The 15710-nt window shown below is 72.0% G+C and carries 13 protein-coding genes; 8 read left to right on the top strand and 5 right to left on the bottom strand.

Features of this window, described 5'->3' with window-relative positions:
* Positions 1–186 precede the first annotated feature (186 nt).
* Positions 187–1125, top strand: coding sequence for a hypothetical protein (locus AB0N76_RS10810; protein ID WP_363555434.1), 939 nt, complete (start codon positions 187–189; stop codon positions 1123–1125).
* Between the two features lie 53 nt (positions 1126–1178).
* On the opposite strand, the gene AB0N76_RS10805 is transcribed toward AB0N76_RS10810, so the two are convergent.
* The 3 genes from AB0N76_RS10805 to AB0N76_RS10795 form a co-directional block, all read right to left on the bottom strand.
* Complete coding sequence (locus AB0N76_RS10805) at positions 1179–1712, bottom strand: hypothetical protein (protein ID WP_363555432.1); 534 nt, start codon at positions 1710–1712, stop codon at positions 1179–1181.
* A gap of 206 nt (positions 1713–1918) precedes the next feature.
* Positions 1919–2593: a biliverdin-producing heme oxygenase gene (locus AB0N76_RS10800; RefSeq protein WP_363555430.1), complete on the bottom strand. Its 675-nt coding sequence runs from the start codon at positions 2591–2593 to the stop codon at positions 1919–1921.
* A 219-nt stretch (positions 2594–2812) separates the two neighbouring features.
* Positions 2813–3304: an inorganic diphosphatase gene (locus AB0N76_RS10795; protein ID WP_350553205.1), complete on the bottom strand. Its 492-nt coding sequence runs from the start codon at positions 3302–3304 to the stop codon at positions 2813–2815.
* A gap of 77 nt (positions 3305–3381) precedes the next feature.
* Here AB0N76_RS10795 and dacB point away from each other — a divergent pair, with 77 nt between their 5' ends.
* The 6 genes from dacB (at position 3382) to folE (ending at position 11412) form a co-directional block, all read left to right on the top strand.
* Positions 3382–5046, top strand: a complete 1665-nt coding sequence (gene dacB, locus AB0N76_RS10790; protein WP_363555428.1) for a D-alanyl-D-alanine carboxypeptidase/D-alanyl-D-alanine-endopeptidase — start codon at positions 3382–3384, stop codon at positions 5044–5046.
* Between the two features lie 142 nt (positions 5047–5188).
* A complete protein-coding gene (locus AB0N76_RS10785; RefSeq protein ID WP_363555426.1) occupies positions 5189–6367 on the top strand; it encodes a zinc-dependent metalloprotease in 1179 nt (392 codons plus the stop codon).
* Positions 6368–6645: 278 nt separating this feature from the next.
* The gene (tilS, locus tag AB0N76_RS10780) at positions 6646–7788 is read left to right on the top strand and encodes a tRNA lysidine(34) synthetase TilS (RefSeq protein WP_363555424.1); all 1143 of its coding nucleotides are present in this window, start codon (positions 6646–6648) and stop codon (positions 7786–7788) included.
* 72 nt (positions 7789–7860) lie between these two features.
* On the top strand, positions 7861–8415 hold the full coding sequence (gene hpt, locus AB0N76_RS10775; RefSeq protein ID WP_363555422.1) for a hypoxanthine phosphoribosyltransferase: 555 nt from the start codon (positions 7861–7863) through the stop codon (positions 8413–8415).
* 226 nt (positions 8416–8641) lie between these two features.
* On the top strand, positions 8642–10693 hold the full coding sequence (gene ftsH, locus AB0N76_RS10770; RefSeq protein WP_363555420.1) for an ATP-dependent zinc metalloprotease FtsH: 2052 nt from the start codon (positions 8642–8644) through the stop codon (positions 10691–10693).
* A 113-nt stretch (positions 10694–10806) separates the two neighbouring features.
* Positions 10807–11412 carry a GTP cyclohydrolase I FolE gene (folE, locus tag AB0N76_RS10765; protein WP_030309924.1) on the top strand — a complete coding sequence of 202 codons (606 nt, stop codon included), beginning with the start codon at positions 10807–10809 and terminating at the stop codon, positions 11410–11412.
* 4 nt (positions 11413–11416) lie between these two features.
* Here the strand turns inward: folE and AB0N76_RS10760 are convergent, their stop codons facing one another.
* Together AB0N76_RS10760 and AB0N76_RS10755 are read right to left on the bottom strand one after the other, a co-directional pair.
* On the bottom strand, positions 11417–12205 hold the full coding sequence (locus AB0N76_RS10760; protein ID WP_363555418.1) for a ferritin-like domain-containing protein: 789 nt from the start codon (positions 12203–12205) through the stop codon (positions 11417–11419).
* Positions 12206–12331: 126 nt separating this feature from the next.
* Positions 12332–13486, bottom strand: a complete 1155-nt coding sequence (locus AB0N76_RS10755; RefSeq protein WP_363555416.1) for an alpha/beta hydrolase-fold protein — start codon at positions 13484–13486, stop codon at positions 12332–12334.
* A gap of 376 nt (positions 13487–13862) precedes the next feature.
* On the opposite strand from AB0N76_RS10755, the gene AB0N76_RS10750 reads away from it, so the two are divergent.
* Entirely contained in the window at positions 13863–15701 is a 1839-nt protein-coding gene (locus AB0N76_RS10750; protein WP_363555414.1) for a phosphatidylglycerol lysyltransferase domain-containing protein, read from the top strand.
* The last annotated feature ends 9 nt before the right edge of the window (positions 15702–15710 follow it).

Genomic DNA, 15710 nt, shown 5'->3' with positions numbered 1-15710 from the left:
TGGATCGCGTGACGCTGTTTCACGTCTGTGACGGTTGGCGTACTGATCAGCGAAGGACGGCTGACAGGCTTCTCTCATCGCACGGAGCAGCGAGGGGCCGAACAAGCGGACGACAGTCCGCCGGGGGTGGCGGACGCGGCTCTGGTGCCGCACCGGACCATCACGTCGTTCCAGGGGGAACCGATCATGAGCAAGGCCCTTTCGTTCCGCAAGTCCTCGTCCCGCGCCGCGAAGTTCGCCGCCGTCGCCGCCCTGACGCTCGGCCTCGTGGCCACCGTCAGTCCGGCCGCCCAGGCCGCCTCGCTCGGTGCCGCGGGTTCGAAGGGGCTGAAGCACAACGTGCTGACCGTCAGCAACGGCACCCGGTATGTGCAGATCGACGGCAAGACGGTCGACTTCCGCACCGTCGTGCGGGACCTCGCCTGGTCCCCGGACGGCAGCAAGGCCGTCTTCATCGACGGTGCGAGCAACCTCGTCATCTCCGACCCGGACGGCGGCCACCAGGTCACCGTGGCCAAGAACCCCGGCGGACAGAACTGGAACCACCCCACCTGGCAGACGGTTCCGGCCTACGCGGCGGCGGGGCTGCCCGCCAGGAACAACATCCTCTTCGTCGCCAGGAAGGACGGGGTCTCCCGCCTGGAGACCATTCCCGCCACGGCCGTCCAGGGCCAGCCGGCCGAGCTGTCCGTCTCGGGTGGGATCGACGGCCCCTCCGTGCCGCAGACGGGCAACATCTGGCCGAACGCGAGCAGCAAGGCGGGCACCGCCGTCTACGCCAACCCCGGTACCGGCACCGTCTACATCCACGACGACTACCTGCGTTCGCAGAGCGACGTGCTGACCAAGGGCTCCCAGCCCGCGCTCTCGCCCGACGGCGAGGACGTCGTCTTCGTCCGCTCGGTGCAGGGCCACGACCACCTCTTCGTGCAGGGCGTGCACGACAAGGTCGCCAAGGACCTCACCCCCAAGGCCACCACCGACTACACCCAGCCGACCTTCTCGCCGGACGGCAGGACCATCGCCGCCCGGACGCCGAAGGGCGTCGTCACCCTCCCGGCGAGCGGTGCCGCCAAGCCCACCGTGGTCACCAGCCGCGTCGGCCTGCCGGCCTACCGCGGCTGATCCCGACGGGCGGCGGGCCGCCCGCGCGAGGACCGAGGGACCGCCCGGCCGGGTCAGCGACCGGCCAGGCGGTCCAACTCCGTTCTCAGGTCCGCGAGATGCTCGTCCGCGTTGTCGTGGGGCAGGAACTCCACCACGTCGAGGAAGCGGAACAGCACCCGGGTCTCGGTGATCCCGTACTCGTAGTCGCCGAACCCCACCACGGCGCCCGTCGTGCCCCGGACCGCGCCCCGGACCACGTGTCCGGTCAGGTCGTCCGGCTGCTCGGCCGACGTCCTGCGCCGCGCGTTGGGCCGGGCGAGGTACGGGCAGACCATCGAGGCGTAGAGCATGCACGCGCGGTGGCCGGGGCCCTCCAGGGTCGGGGAGAGATTGCGGTAGGGGCGTCCGGCCGCCAGCGCCTCGGCGATCGCGGCGCTCTCCGTCTCACCCACCACCCGCCACACCGGACCCTTGGGCATCAGCAGGTTGCAGACCGAACAGAGCCGCCCTCGCGCGCAGTCGGCACTGCGGCCGTAGTCGGTGAGCGCGAACTGGGGTTGCTCGCCCTCCCACGGCGTGATCGCCGGAACGGGGTAGCCACGCACGTCGCGGGGCCGGGCATCGACGGACGGCGGTATCGGGACACTGTCAAAGCGCACACCCCATCAGTACCAGGAACCGTGCTCGACGCACACCATCGGAGCCCGGGGGATCCCGCTGCACCGCTCCCGGGAGGGCCCGGTGAAGCGCCTCGGAGCAGGAAGCCGGATCGGCCGGCTTCCTGCTCCGAGGCGTTCGATCGTTCGGATGCTCAGGCGGTCTGCGGGTAGCGGGCGTCGAGGTCGCGGAAGATGGCGCCGTTGAGCTGGAAGGCGCGCTTGCACTCCTCGACGACGCGGTGGCGGTCGGCGTCGGTGAGGGTGAGGCCGGCGGCGTCGAGCTTGGCGCGGTAGTCGCGCTTGAAGGCGGCGGGGTTGTCGATCTCGTCGAAGACGTAGAAGCGGACGCCGTCGCCCTTGCGTTCGAAGCCCCAGGTCTTCTCCGCTATCCCTCGGATGATCTGACCGCCCGACAGGTCGCCCAGGTAGCGGGTGTAGTGGTGGGCGATGTAGCCGGTCGGCCATTCGGTGGTGAGTTCCTCCACTCGGGCGGCGTACGCGGCGGTGGCGGGGAGCGGGGTGAGCGTCGCGCGCCAGTCGGGGCCGTTCAGGTGGGCCAGGTCGCGTTCGATGGCGGCGGTGCGGAACAGGGCCGGGTCGATGAAGGGGCCGGCTGCCGGGTGCTCCGCCAGTGCGGCGGAGCGCGACTCCAGCGCCTGGTAGACGTACCAGAGTTGGCCGGTGAGGTCGGCGTACGCCTCGACGCCCAGGTGACCGCCGAGCAGGCGGCTCATGAAGGTGGAGTGCTCCGCGGCCTCGTGTTCGGCGGCGCTCGCGGTGCGCAGCACGGTGGAGAACGGAGCGACGGGCTGCTCGGTGATGGGCATGCGGGTCTCCAGGGGTCGATGACGCCTCCGACGGATTTGGTTAGCCTAACCTAAGTTGGAGGGTTGCCGACAGGGTGTCGGGAAGAAGCCTGCCAGGAAACGGCGAAGGCCGGGGCTCGCGGAAACGAATCCGCGAACCCCGGCCTTCGACTGCCTCGACCTACCCCGGACCCGCTCCGGCGGTCAGAACCGCCGGGCGGACGAGATGGGCACGACGGCTCAGTGACCGCCCTGGTCCGCCAGGCGCTTGATCGACGCGGTGACCTCGGCCTCGGCCTCGGTGCGGCCGACCCAGTTGGCACCCTCGACGGACTTGCCGGGCTCCAGGTCCTTGTAGACCTCGAAGAAGTGCTGGATCTCCAGGCGGTCGAACTCCGACACGTGGTGGATGTCCTGCAGGTGCTCCCAGCGCGGGTCCGTCGCCGGGACGCAGAGCAGCTTGTCGTCGCCGCCGGCCTCGTCCGTCATCTTGAACATGCCGATGACGCGGCACTTGATCAGGCAACCGGGGAAGGTCGGCTCGTCCAGGATGACCAGGGCGTCCAGCGGGTCACCGTCGTCCGCCAGGGTGCCCTCGACGTAGCCGTAGTCGGCCGGGTAGCGGGTCGAGGTGAAGAGCATCCGGTCGAGCCGCAGACGGCCGGTCTCGTGGTCGACCTCGTACTTGTTACGAGAGCCCTTCGGGATTTCGATAAGGACGTCGAACTCCAACGGTTCCTCCAAGGTAGGGACTGACAGAATCCAAGTGTCTCCTACGGGAGTGAGTGCTCAGGAAAGGGGCCGGGTCGGTGCGAGCTGGGGCTGGGGCGGGGCGCCGCCGCGGGGGGACGGCCGCGGGGCTGTTCGGGGCGGCGGTGCTGGTCGCCGGGACGGTGCTGACCTCGGGCGGCGCGTACGCGCAGCCGTCCGCGCCCCCGAGCGGAACGGCCACCCCCGGCGGAACGGCGAGCCCGAACGGATCGGCGAGCGCGACCGGATCGGCGAGCCCGAGCCGCGGTGCGGGCCACGGCCACGACCGGGAGGGCGACCAGGACGAGGGCAACGGAAAGAAGAGCGAGAAGAACGAGAAGACCGCCGGCCCCAAGCCCAAGAACAAGGGCGCGAGCGAGTCCCCCCACCCGTCCGCGAGCAGCACCACCGCCGGAACGCCCACCGCGCCGCCCGCCCGCCCGGCCCCCGCCGCCCCCGTGCTGGCCGCCGCCGAGGCCGGGGCCGGCTCCGGACTGCCCACCGCCCAGGGCCTCCAGCAGGCGCTCGCCACCGTGCTCGCCGACCGCAGCCTCGGCACCGTCGGCCTCGCGGTCGCGGACGCCGCCGACGGCCGGCTGCTCTACGGCAGCGGCGAGAACGCCGCCGCCACGCCCGCCTCCACCACCAAGCTGGCCACCTCGGTGGCGGCCCTGTCGCTGATCCCGGGGGACACCCGGCTGACCACCCGGGTCGTCAAGGGCGCGGCCCCCGGCGGGATCACCCTCGTGGGTGGTGGCGACCCCACGCTGACCGCGCTCCCCGCCGACCAGGTGCAGATCGCCGGGCTGCCCGCCGACCCGGACACCGCCCCCGCCTCGCTGGACGCGCTGGCCCGGCAGACCGCGGCCGCCCTGAAGACCGCCGGCACCACCACCGTCACCCTCGACTACGACCTCTCGCTGTACGCCGGCAGCCCGCAGCACAAGAACCACGACGGCGAGAACATCGCCCTCGTCCAGTCGCTGATGGTGGACGAGGGCAAGGTCGACCCGAAGAGCCGGGAGGACGCCCCGGCCCGCGTCGCCGACCCGGCCGGCCAGGCCGCCGAGGCCTTCGCCGGACTGCTCAAGGCCCAGGGCATCACCGTCCAGGGCAAGTCCAAGCCCGCCGCCGCCCCGGCCGCCGCCGACGCCCCGGTGCTCGGCCGGGTGGACTCGCCGACGGTGGCCCGGCTGGTCGAGCGGCTGCTCACCACCTCCGACAACACCCTCGCCGAGGCGATGGCCCGGCAGGCCGCGATCGCCGCCCACCAGCCGGCCAGCTTCGAGGGCGCCGCCACCGCCGTCACCCAGGAACTCGCCCGGCTGGGCGTGCCGATGACGGGGGTGACGCTGAACGACGGCAGCGGCCTGCACACCGGCAACGCGATCCCGCCGCTGGTCCTGGTGAAGCTGCTCGTGCTGGCCGCCTCCGACCAGCACCCGGTGCTGCGACCGGTGTTGAGCGGTCTGCCGATCGCCGGCTTCACCGGCACCCTCGGCAAGCGGTTCGGCTCCGGCTCCGGCGCGGCCGAGGCGGCCGGGCTGGTCCGGGCCAAGACCGGCAGCCTCAGCGGCGTCAATACCCTGGCGGGCACGGTGGTGGACGCCGACGGCCGGCTGCTCTCGTTCGCCGTGATGACCCGGACCTCCGCCGCCGCCGACACCGCCCGCGCCGCGATGGACCGGGTGGTGGCCCGGCTGGCGGCCTGCGGCTGCCACTGACCGCGGCGGCGGCCGAGGGGCCCGTCCGGAAGCCGCCCGACCACCGTCCGGAAGCCGCCCGTCGGCCGCCGACCGCCATCCGCCGGTCATCGACCGGCCATTGTGGCTCCCCCCGGCGGACGAGAGCACGTACGGTGAGGGCATGACGAGCGCGAGTGGCGGTGCCGACATGGTCGACTGGAATCTCGCGGTCGCAACCGCGACCAGGCTGGTGCGGCCGGGGCCGGAGGTGAGCCGGGCCGAGGCGGCCGCGGTGGTCGGGGAACTGCGCCGGCACGCGCTGGCCGCCGAGGAGCACGTCCGGGAGTTCACCGGCATGCGCTCCACCAGCCTGACCGAGGCGGCCGCGACCCCGGTGCTGATCGTGGACCGCCCGGGCTGGGTGCGGGCCAACGTCGCGGGCTTCCGCACCATCGTCCAGCCGCTGGTGGACAAGCTGCAGGCACGCCGGACGAACGGTTCCGCCGCCGCGGTCTTCGGCACCGTGGGGGAGAAGGCCACCGGTATCGAGGTCGGCGCGCTGCTGGCGTTCCTGTCCACTAAGGTGCTCGGCCAGTACGAGACCTTCGCCCCGGCGGAGCCCTCGCTGGAGGCGCCGGACAGCCCGGCCGCGCTGTTCGACAAGCCGCGGCTCGGCCCCGAGGGCCCCGGCCCGGGCCGGCTGCTGCTGGTGGCGCCGAACATCGTGCACGTCGAGCGGGAGCTGGACGTCGACCCGGCGGACTTCCGGCTCTGGGTCTGCCTGCACGAGGAGACCCACCGCACCCAGTTCACCGCGGTGCCCTGGCTGCGCGACCACATCCAGTCCGAGGTGCAGTCCTTCCTGGCCGAGACGGACGTCGACCCGGGCGCGCTGCTGGACCGGCTGCGGGACGCGGCCGGCACCCTCGGCGCGGGCCTGCCGGGCCTCGGCGGCCGGGCCGAGAACACCCCGTCGGCCGGGCTGCTGGAGATCGTCCAGTCGCCCGCCCAGCGGGAGATCCTGGGCCGGCTGACCGCCGTGATGTCGCTCCTGGAGGGCCACGCGGACGTGGTGATGGACGGCGTCGGCCCGGCCGTGGTGCCGAGCGTCGCGGAGATCCGGGAGAAGTTCCAGCAGCGCCGGGACCGCGGCGCCAACCGGCTCGACCTGGTGCTGCGCCGGCTGCTCGGCATGGACGCCAAGCTCCGCCAGTACCAGGACGGCGCGGTCTTCGTCCGGGGCGTGGTGGAGCGGGTCGGGATGGACGGCTTCAACCGGGTCTGGACCTCGCCGAACACGCTGCCCACCAAGGAGGAGATCCACGACCCGGCGGCCTGGGTGGCCCGGGTGGCCCGCTGACGCCCGGGTGGCCGGCCGGCGCGAGGGCGCGCCGACGCGGCCGGAAAACGGCCGGGACCGTTCGTACGAGTGGTCCAGTCGTGCACATGGCGGGTGAAGATACGTTTCTTCATTCACCCGAACGTGGGACGGTGGTCGTACCGGTGGCGCGGGTGGCGTAGTGGGCGCCTCCTTTCTGCCACCATCTGTGAGCGCCCGGTAACACGGTGCTCATGGATGCGCGGTCCCCGCCGCGCCCACCGCCGCCCTGTCCCCCCTCCGTCGAGGAGTCGTCCGCCGTGGGCCCACACCCCGCCGTCGCCGCGATACGCCTGGCCGTACGCCGCACCCTCACCGACCTCGCCGCCGAGGCCGGCTCCACCTTCACCGCGCCGGCCCGCGAGCCGCGCGAACGCACCGGCGGCGCGCCGCTCGCCGCCGTCGCGCTGCCCGTCGCCGCCGTCGGCACCACGCTGATCGGCAACGCCCACCGCCACCCCTCCGGCCTGCCCCGCACCCCGGCCGCGCCCGGCTCGCCGCTGGTCCTGGTCGCCGTCAGCGGCGGCGCGGACTCCATGGCGCTCGCCATCGCGGCCGCCTTCGAGGCCCCCAAGATCGGTCTGCGGGTCGGCGCCGTCACCGTCGACCACGGCCTCCAGGCCGGCTCCGGCGACCGGGCCGCCCAGGTCGCCGAGCGGCTGCGCGAGCTCGGCCTCGACCCGGTCGAGGCGATCCCGGTCCAGGTCGGCCGCGACGGCGGTCCCGAGGCCGCCGCCCGGGACGCCCGCTACGCCGCGCTGGACGAGGCCGCCGAGCGGCACCGCGCGCTCGCCGTCCTGCTCGGCCACACCCGCGACGACCAGGCCGAGACCGTCCTGCTGGGCCTGGCCCGCGGCTCCGGCTCCCGCTCGCTGGCCGGCATGCCCGCCCAGAAGGGCCGCTACCGCCGCCCGCTGCTGGAGCTGGACCGGGCCGCCACCCGGCAGGCCTGCTCCGCCCAGGCCATCCCGGTCTGGGACGACCCGCACAACTGCGACCCGGCCTACACCCGCTCCCGGGTCCGCCACGAGGTGCTGCCGGTGCTGGAGAAGCACCTGGGCGGCGGCGTGGTCGAGGCGCTCGCCCGCACCGCCCGGCTGTTCCGGGACGACGCCGACGCGCTCGACCAGTGGGCCGCGCTGGCCGAGCGCGACCTCCGGACGGGTGAGGGCGCCCTGGACGCCGCGAAACTCGCCGAACTGCCCCCCGCGGTGCGCCGCCGGGTGCTGCGCCGGGCCGCGCTGCGCGCGGGCTGTCCGGCCGGCGACCTGTTCGCCCGGCACCTCGAAACGATCGACCTGCTGGTCACCGGATGGCGCGGCCAGGGACCCTTGCACCTACCCGGGGGCGTCGAGGCCACCCGGCGGTGTGGCACGCTGGTCTTTCGGCGACAGGGCGACTGACGGGCTGGCATGCCCCGGGGGAGCCGGCCGCCGGCCATCCAGAACCCCGACACGTTTGAGGACGTATCCCCGGTGGACCAGAACGACATGGGCGCTGACCTCGCGAAGGTGCTCATCAGCAAGGACGAGATCGACGCGAAGCTCCTGGAGCTGGCCGAGCGCATCGACCGGGACTACGCAGGCAAGGACCTGCTGATCGTCGGCGTCCTCAAGGGGGCCGTGATGGTCATGGCGGACCTGGCCCGCACCCTGCACTCGCGGGTCACCATGGACTGGATGGCCGTCTCCTCCTACGGGATGGGCACCAAGTCCTCCGGCGTGGTGCGGATCCTCAAGGACCTCGACACCGACATCGCCGGCCGCGACGTGCTGATCGTCGAGGACATCATCGACTCCGGTCTGACGCTGTCCTGGCTGCTCGGCAACCTGGGCTCGCGCGGTCCGGCCTCGCTGGAGGTCTGTACCCTGCTGCGCAAGCCGGACGCCGCCAAGGTCGAGATCGACGTCAAGTACGTCGGCTTCGACATCCCCAACGAGTTCGTGGTCGGCTACGGCCTCGACTACGCGGAGAAGCTGCGCAACCTGCCGTTCATCGGCACTCTCGCCCCGCACGTCTACGGCGGCTGAGTACCCGTTCGGACGACGGGCGGGAACAGCAGGCCGTTCCCGCCCGTTGGGTCGGGGAGACAGAGAAATACGTCGTACCGCCGTGCTCCCGCCACGCGCGGGTCGTACTGCGGTACGGTCCAATAAAACCGCTCTTCACATGAGCACTGACCGAATGCGCCGGCGGCCCACAGCCCCGCGGCGCCGTTGAGTGGCAGGAGGGACGGGGCGGCAACGCCCCGCATGGATGGACGTCAAGCGATACTTCCGTGCGCCGATCATGTGGATCGTGCTGGCCGTCCTCGCCGTCATCGTGCTGATGCAGGTCGTTTCGGATTCGAACGGCTACAAGACGGTGGACACCGGGCAGGTCGTCGCAGCGATCGACGCGAAGCAGGTCAAGTCGGCGCAGATCACCACGGGTGACTCGAACACGATCAAGATCCAGCTGAAGGACGGCGCCAAGCTGCCCAACGTGGGCGGCAAGCAGCAGTCCGGCAGCAAGTTCCAGGCCTCGTACATCGGGGACCAGGGCGTCGGCATCGCCGACAAGCTGCAGGCGCAGATCAACGACAACGACCAGAGCACGCTCTCCGAGGGCTACACCATCAGCCCGGAGAAGCAGAGCACCCTCGTCAGCCTGCTGCTGTCGATGCTGCCCATCGTCATCATCGTGCTGGTCTTCCTCTTCCTGATGAACCAGATGCAGGGTGGCGGCTCGCGCGTCATGCAGTTCGGCAAGTCCAAGGCCAAGCTGCTGACCAAGGACACCCCGAAGACCACCTTCGCCGACGTCGCCGGCGCGGACGAGGCGGTCGAGGAGCTCCACGAGATCAAGGAGTTCCTGCAGGAGCCGGCCAAGTTCCAGGCCGTCGGCGCCAAGATCCCCAAGGGCGTGCTGCTCTACGGCCCGCCCGGCACCGGCAAGACCCTGCTGGCGCGCGCCGTCGCGGGCGAGGCCGGCGTGCCGTTCTACTCGATCTCCGGTTCGGACTTCGTCGAGATGTTCGTCGGTGTCGGCGCCAGCCGCGTCCGCGACCTCTTCGAGCAGGCCAAGGCGAACGCCCCGGCGATCGTCTTCGTCGACGAGATCGACGCCGTCGGCCGGCACCGCGGCGCGGGCCTCGGCGGCGGCCACGACGAGCGCGAGCAGACCCTCAACCAGCTGCTGGTCGAGATGGACGGCTTCGACGTCAAGGGCGGCGTCATCCTGATCGCCGCCACCAACCGCCCGGACATCCTGGACCCGGCGCTGCTGCGCCCGGGCCGCTTCGACCGGCAGATCGCCGTCGAGCGCCCCGACCTCCAGGGCCGTCTGGACATCCTCAAGGTGCACCAGAAGGGCAAGCCGATCGCGCCCGACGTCGACCTCTCGGCCGTCGCCAAGCGCACCCCCGGCTTCACCGGTGCCGATCTGTCGAACGTCCTGAACGAGGCGGCGCTGCTGACCGCCCGCTCGGACAAGAAGCTGATCGACAACAACATCCTGGACGAGGCGATCGACCGCGTCGTGGCGGGTCCGCAGAAGCGCACGCGGATCATGTCCGACAAGGAGAAGAAGATCACCGCGTACCACGAGGGCGGCCACGCCCTGGTCGCGGCGGCCTGCCAGTACAGCGACCCGGTGCACAAGATCACCATCCTGTCCCGCGGTCGGGCCCTCGGCTACACCATGGTGCTGCCGGACGAGGACAAGTACTCGACCACCCGCAACGAGATGCTCGACCAGCTGGCGTACATGCTGGGCGGGCGCGCGGCGGAGGAGCTGGTCTTCCACGACCCGACCACCGGCGCCTCGAACGACATCGAGAAGGCCACCGCCACCGCGCGGGCCATGGTCACCCAGTACGGCATGACCGAGCGGCTGGGCGCGATCAAGTTCGGCTCGGACAACTCGGAGCCGTTCCTGGGCCGCGAGATGGGTCACCAGCGCGACTACTCGGAAGAGGTCGCCGGGCTGGTCGACGAGGAGGTCAAGAAGCTCATCGAGTCGGCGCACAACGAGGCCTGGGAGATCCTGGTCGAGAACCGCGACGTGCTCGACAACCTGGTCCTGGAGCTCCTGGAGAAGGAGACCCTCAACAAGGAGCAGATCGCCGAGATCTTCGCGCCGATCGTCAAGCGCCCGCACCGTCCGGCCTGGACCGGCTCCGCCCGCCGGACGCCGTCCACCCGCCCGCCGGTGCAGTCCCCGAAGGAGCTGTCGCTGACCAACGGCGCCGCCGCCGCCCCCGAGGCCGCCCCGGCCGACGTGGTCAAGCTGCCGCCGCTGCCGGTCGAGCCGCCCACCGAGGGCTGACCGAGCGCTTCGGCGCCCGACGGAATGGATGCCGCGCCACCGGGGTTTGTACCCTGGAGGCGCGGCATCCGTGCTGTTCAGCCACTCAGTCCCACTCAGAAGCGAGGCCCCGCATGATCGACCCGGTGACGCTCGACGGTCCGCCCGCCGTCGGCACCTTCGACCAGAAGCGGGCCGAGAACGCGATCCGTGAGCTGCTGCTGGCCGTCGGTGAGGACCCGGACCGCGAGGGCCTGCTGGAGACGCCGGCCCGGGTCGCGCGGGCCTACAAGGAGATATTCGCGGGCCTCTGGCAGGAGCCCGAGGACGTCCTGACCACCACCTTCGACCTCGGCCACGACGAGATGGTGCTGGTCAAGGACATCGAGCTGACCTCGGTCTGCGAGCACCACCTGGTGCCGTTCCGCGGCGTCGCGCACGTCGGGTACATCCCGTCCACCAGCGGCAAGATCACCGGCCTGTCCAAGCTGGCCCGGCTGGTCGACGTCTACGCCCGCCGGCCCCAGGTGCAGGAGCGGCTCACCAGCCAGGTCGCCGACGCGCTGATGCGGATCCTGGAGCCGCGCGGGGCGATCGTCGTGGTCGAGTGCGAGCACATGTGCATGTCGATGCGCGGCATCCGCAAGCCCGGCGCCAAGACCATCACCTCCTGCGTGCGCGGCCAGCTGCGCGACCCCGCCACCCGGGCCGAGGCGATGAGCCTCATCATCGGGCGCTGACCGCTCAGCCGAGCTCCTGCTCGGCGTGCGGCGGGGCCGGGGTGCCCAGCGCGTTGCGGCGCCGCGGCATCCGCAGCCGCGTCATCCGCCGCCACCCGTAGAGCAGGTCGTACAGGTAGAGCGCGTGGACGCCGGCCGTGACCACGGCCAGCTGCCAGCGCGGCCAGCGCAGGATCCGCGCCATCCGGGACGTCACCGCCAGCCCGACGTCCCGGTGGGTGCGGATCTCGCCGCGGGCGCTGGTCTCCAGGACGTGCCGGATGTACGGGCCGTGGCCCTCCTCGGACAGCCGGAGCAGCTCCTCGTGGCAGTAGGCGAGGTGGTTGTCCTCGTCGGCCGAGATCATCCGCATCGCCCGGCCGAGGTCCGGGTTGTCCCCGTACACCTTGACCAGTTGGCGCATCTGCTCGGCCGCGCGCTGCTCGGTGACCCGGCTGTGCGCCAGGTAGGTGATGATCTCGCGGTCGGTCAGCGGGACGCCGCTGGTCAGCCGCTCGTGGGCGAGGCCGACGCCCTGGCGCTCCAGCAGCATGCAGTAGTCGGCCTCGGCGGGGACGTCGACCTTCGGCAGGCCGCGCTTGTTGAGCAGCTGGGTGAAGATCCGGCCGTGCTTGCGCTCGTCGGCGCCGTGCCGGGCGATCTTCGGGGCGAGCACCGGGTCCCGGGTGAGCTCGGTGATCCGCTCGTTCTCCCAGCCGCCCTGGTCCTCGCCGCCCGCGGCGATGCTGCAGAACAGCTGATAGGCCTCGTCGTTCCGGTAGATCTCGTCGAACAGCGATCGGGTGCTGAGCATGGGGCCTCCTGCCCGGATCGGGGCGGCGCCGGCCGTCGATCGGCCGGGCGGTCGAGATGCGTCCCCCCGCGGCGGCGGGCGCTGTGCCCGACCGGCCGGTAATCACCCGGGTGCCACAGGACCCGGTCAGCCCAGGTGGTTGCCCATCCACTCCAGCGAGGCCGGCAGCTCGCGGACCCAGCTCTCGAAGTTGTGGCCGCCGTCGTCCAGGTACAGCGACTCGGTCTTGAACTGCGGATTGGCGGCGCCGACCTGCTGGGCCAGCTCGACGAACTGGACGGTCTGCGGGTAGTCGGCCTCCTTGCGGGTGGAGACCACCAGCATCGACAGGGCCGGGGCGGGCAGGTTCTGCAGCCGCCAGGTGAGGTCGCTCTGCTCGGCCAGCGCCTTGTCCCCGCCGAACAGGCTGCCGCCGGTGAACTGGTCCTCGTTGACCTTGAAGTCGGCGTGCAGGCCGCCCGAGGCGCCGAACACGTTCGGGAAGCGCATCGCCAGCCGCAGCGCGCAGCTGCCGCCGGTCGAGTAGCCGAAGACGCCCCAGGAGGCGGGGGAGCGGCCGATCCGGTAGGCCGAGTGCAGCGCCTCCGGGACGTCCTTGGTGAACCAGGACTCGGTCTTCGGCCCGCCGGGGACGTCCACGCACTCGGTGTTGCGCGGCGGGGCGACGGTCGGGCGGGCCAGCACCACGATGGCCGGCGCCATCTTGCCGGAGCGCTGGAGCTCGGCGGCGGTCTGGATGACCGGCAGCTCCTTCATCAGATTGAGTGTGGTGCCGGGGAAGCCGGCGATGGTGAGCAGCACCGGGAAGCGGACCAGGCTGAACTTCGGATCGAAGTACTCCGGCGGCAGGTAGACGAACAGCTGGTCGGAGAGTCCGGTCTCCTTTCCGGTGATCCGGACCGACTCGACCTTCCCGGCCTCTTCGGGCGGACCTTTGGGCAGGTCGCCGATCGTCTCCAGACCGCCCTCGGTGGTCGGCTGGAGCAGCGCGTCGGAGGCCGGCGCGCCGCCCTTGTGGTTCTCGTTGCTGGTGAGGGCGAGCTTGGTGCCGCCCGGGCTGAGCAGGTCGTCCCATGAGGTGTAGAAGCCGAAGGAATTGTTGACGGAGAGGGCGAGCACGGCCAGCGCCGAGGCCTGAGTGACCGTCAACAGACCGACCCGGCCCAGCACCGGGAGCGGACGCTGGCGGGCGAGCCGGGGCCAGAGCCAGAGCGTGCCGACGACCGCCGCCGAACCCAGGGCGAGCAGCGAGTTCATCAGGGCGTCGCTGGTCAGTTCCATGCCGTCGGCCTTCCGGTGGGACGCTGTCGGTGCAGGCTTCATCGTCTGGCGGTGCGTCAGTCCGGGCCACCGCGGCTAGGCTGTCCGGACGCCGGGACGGGCCGGGGAGGCCGACGGCGCCGGGGCGCAACCGGCGCCCTAGAATGCGGCGTCCACCGTACGTACCACGTACGCGGGGGCCCGTCGCGCCACGCGGCGAGGGGCTCCGGCACCCACCCCTCGGCTCAATCGCAGTGCCCCCAGGCCGCCGGTTTACGCTTCGTTGCCGGTTCCTTGGTGTGCGTATTGCCTGATGAAGGAATTGGCATGAAGGTCCATCACGGCTCCGCCCCCGGAGTGACCGGACACCCCTCGACAGCCTCTACGCTGAACCTCCATGAGCGTTCCCGTGTCCGTTGAGCCGAGCCCCGAGCAGTCCCCGCGCCGTCGGGGCCTGCAGACGCTTCGTACCCAAGCGGCCGCCGTACCGAGGGCCTGGCTCCCCGGTGCGGTCGGCTACGCCTGTCTGCTGATCGGGCTGGTCGACATCGCCAGCGCGGTGTTCCCCAAGCTCCGGCACACCAAGGTGCACACCTTCGCCGGACAGCTGCCCGGCGGCACCACCACGCTGGCGGCGGCCGGCACCCTGATGATCGGCCTGCTGCTGGTGCTGCTCGCGCACGCCCTGCGGCGGCGCAAGCGGCGCGCCTGGCGCGCGGTCTGCGTGCTGCTGCCGGCCGGCGCGGCGCTGCACCTGCTGCGCTGGCACCAGCTCGGCCCGGCGGTCGTCTCGCTGGTGCTGTTCGCGGTCATGCTGGTGCACCGGCGCGAGTTCTACGCCAAGGCGGACCCGCGGACCCGCTGGCGCGCGGTGGTCAACCTGGTCGTGATGGGCGCCGTGAGCGTGCTGCTCGGCCTGCTGGTGGTCTCCGCCCGGACCAAGTACGAGATCGGGCACCCCGGCCTGTACCAGCGGCTGGAGCACGTCGTCTACGGGTTGTTCGGCTTCGAAGGACCCGTGCACTACACCTCGGACCGGGTCTCCGACCTGGTCGCCTACCTGCTCGGCGGGATGGGCCTGATCACCGCCTTCACCACCGCCTACCTGGCGCTGCGGCCGGAGAAGCCGAAGCCGGAGCTGACCGCCGAGGACGAGGTGAAGGTCCGCGCCCTGCTGGAGCGGCACGGCGAGCGGGACTCGCTCGGCTACTTCGCGCTGCGCCGCGACAAGAGCGTGCTGTTCTCGCCCAGCGGCAAGGCGGCGATCTCCTACCGGGTGGTCTCCGGGGTGATGATGGCCTCGGGCGACCCGGTCGGCGACGTGGAGGCCTGGCCGGGCGCGATCAAGGTGTTCATGGCCGAGGCCCGCGAGCACGCCTGGGTGCCGGCCGTGATGGGCTGCAGCGAGGTCGGCGGCGAGGTCTGGACCCGCGAGGCGGGCCTGGACGCGCTGGAGCTGGGCGACGAGGCGATCGTCGACACCGCCTCCTTCTCGCTCGCCGGGCGGGCCATGCGCAACGTCCGCCAGATGGTGAAGCGGATCGAGCGCAACGGCTACTCCTGCCAGGTCCGCCGGGTCTCCGAGCTGTCCTTCGAGGAGAAGCAGCGGATCGCCGACGCCGCCGCCCGCTGGCGCGGCACCGACACCGAGCGCGGCTTCTCGATGGCGCTCGGCCGCTTCGGCGACCCGGGCGACGACGCCTGCGTGGTGGTCACCGCCCACAAGGCCCCGGAGGAGGGCGAGGCCGGCGACGACCTCAAGGCGGTGCTGCACTTCGTGCCCTGGGGGCCGGACGGCATCTCGCTGGAGCTGATGCGCCGCGACCGGGCGGCCGACCCGGGCCTGAACGAGCTGCTGATCGTCGCGGCGCTGCAGGCGGTCCCGGCGCTGGGGGTGCGCCGGGTGTCGCTCAACTTCGCGATGTTCCGCTCGGCGCTGGCGCGCGGCGAGCGGATCGGCGCCGGGCCGGTGCTGCGGGCCTGGCGCGGGCTGCTGGTGTTCCTCTCGCGCTGGTTCCAGATCGAGTCGCTGTACAAGTTCAACGCGAAGTTCCAGCCGGAGTGGGAGCCGCGCTTCCTGGTCTTCCCGAACACCCGCGACCTGCCCCGGATCGGTTTCGCCGCGATGCAGGCGGAGGCCTTCATCACGCTCGGCATGCCGCGGTTCGGCCGCAAGCCGCAGCGGCAGGGCCTGATGCCGGCGGGCGTCCGGCCGGAGGTCACCGAGGCCGCCTGAGGTTCCGTC

Origin of the sequence: Kitasatospora sp. NPDC093806, from assembly GCF_040683335.1 — a bacterium.
Lineage (GTDB): Bacteria > Actinomycetota > Actinomycetes > Streptomycetales > Streptomycetaceae > Kitasatospora.
This window is presented reverse-complemented; position numbering and strand designations above follow the sequence as displayed.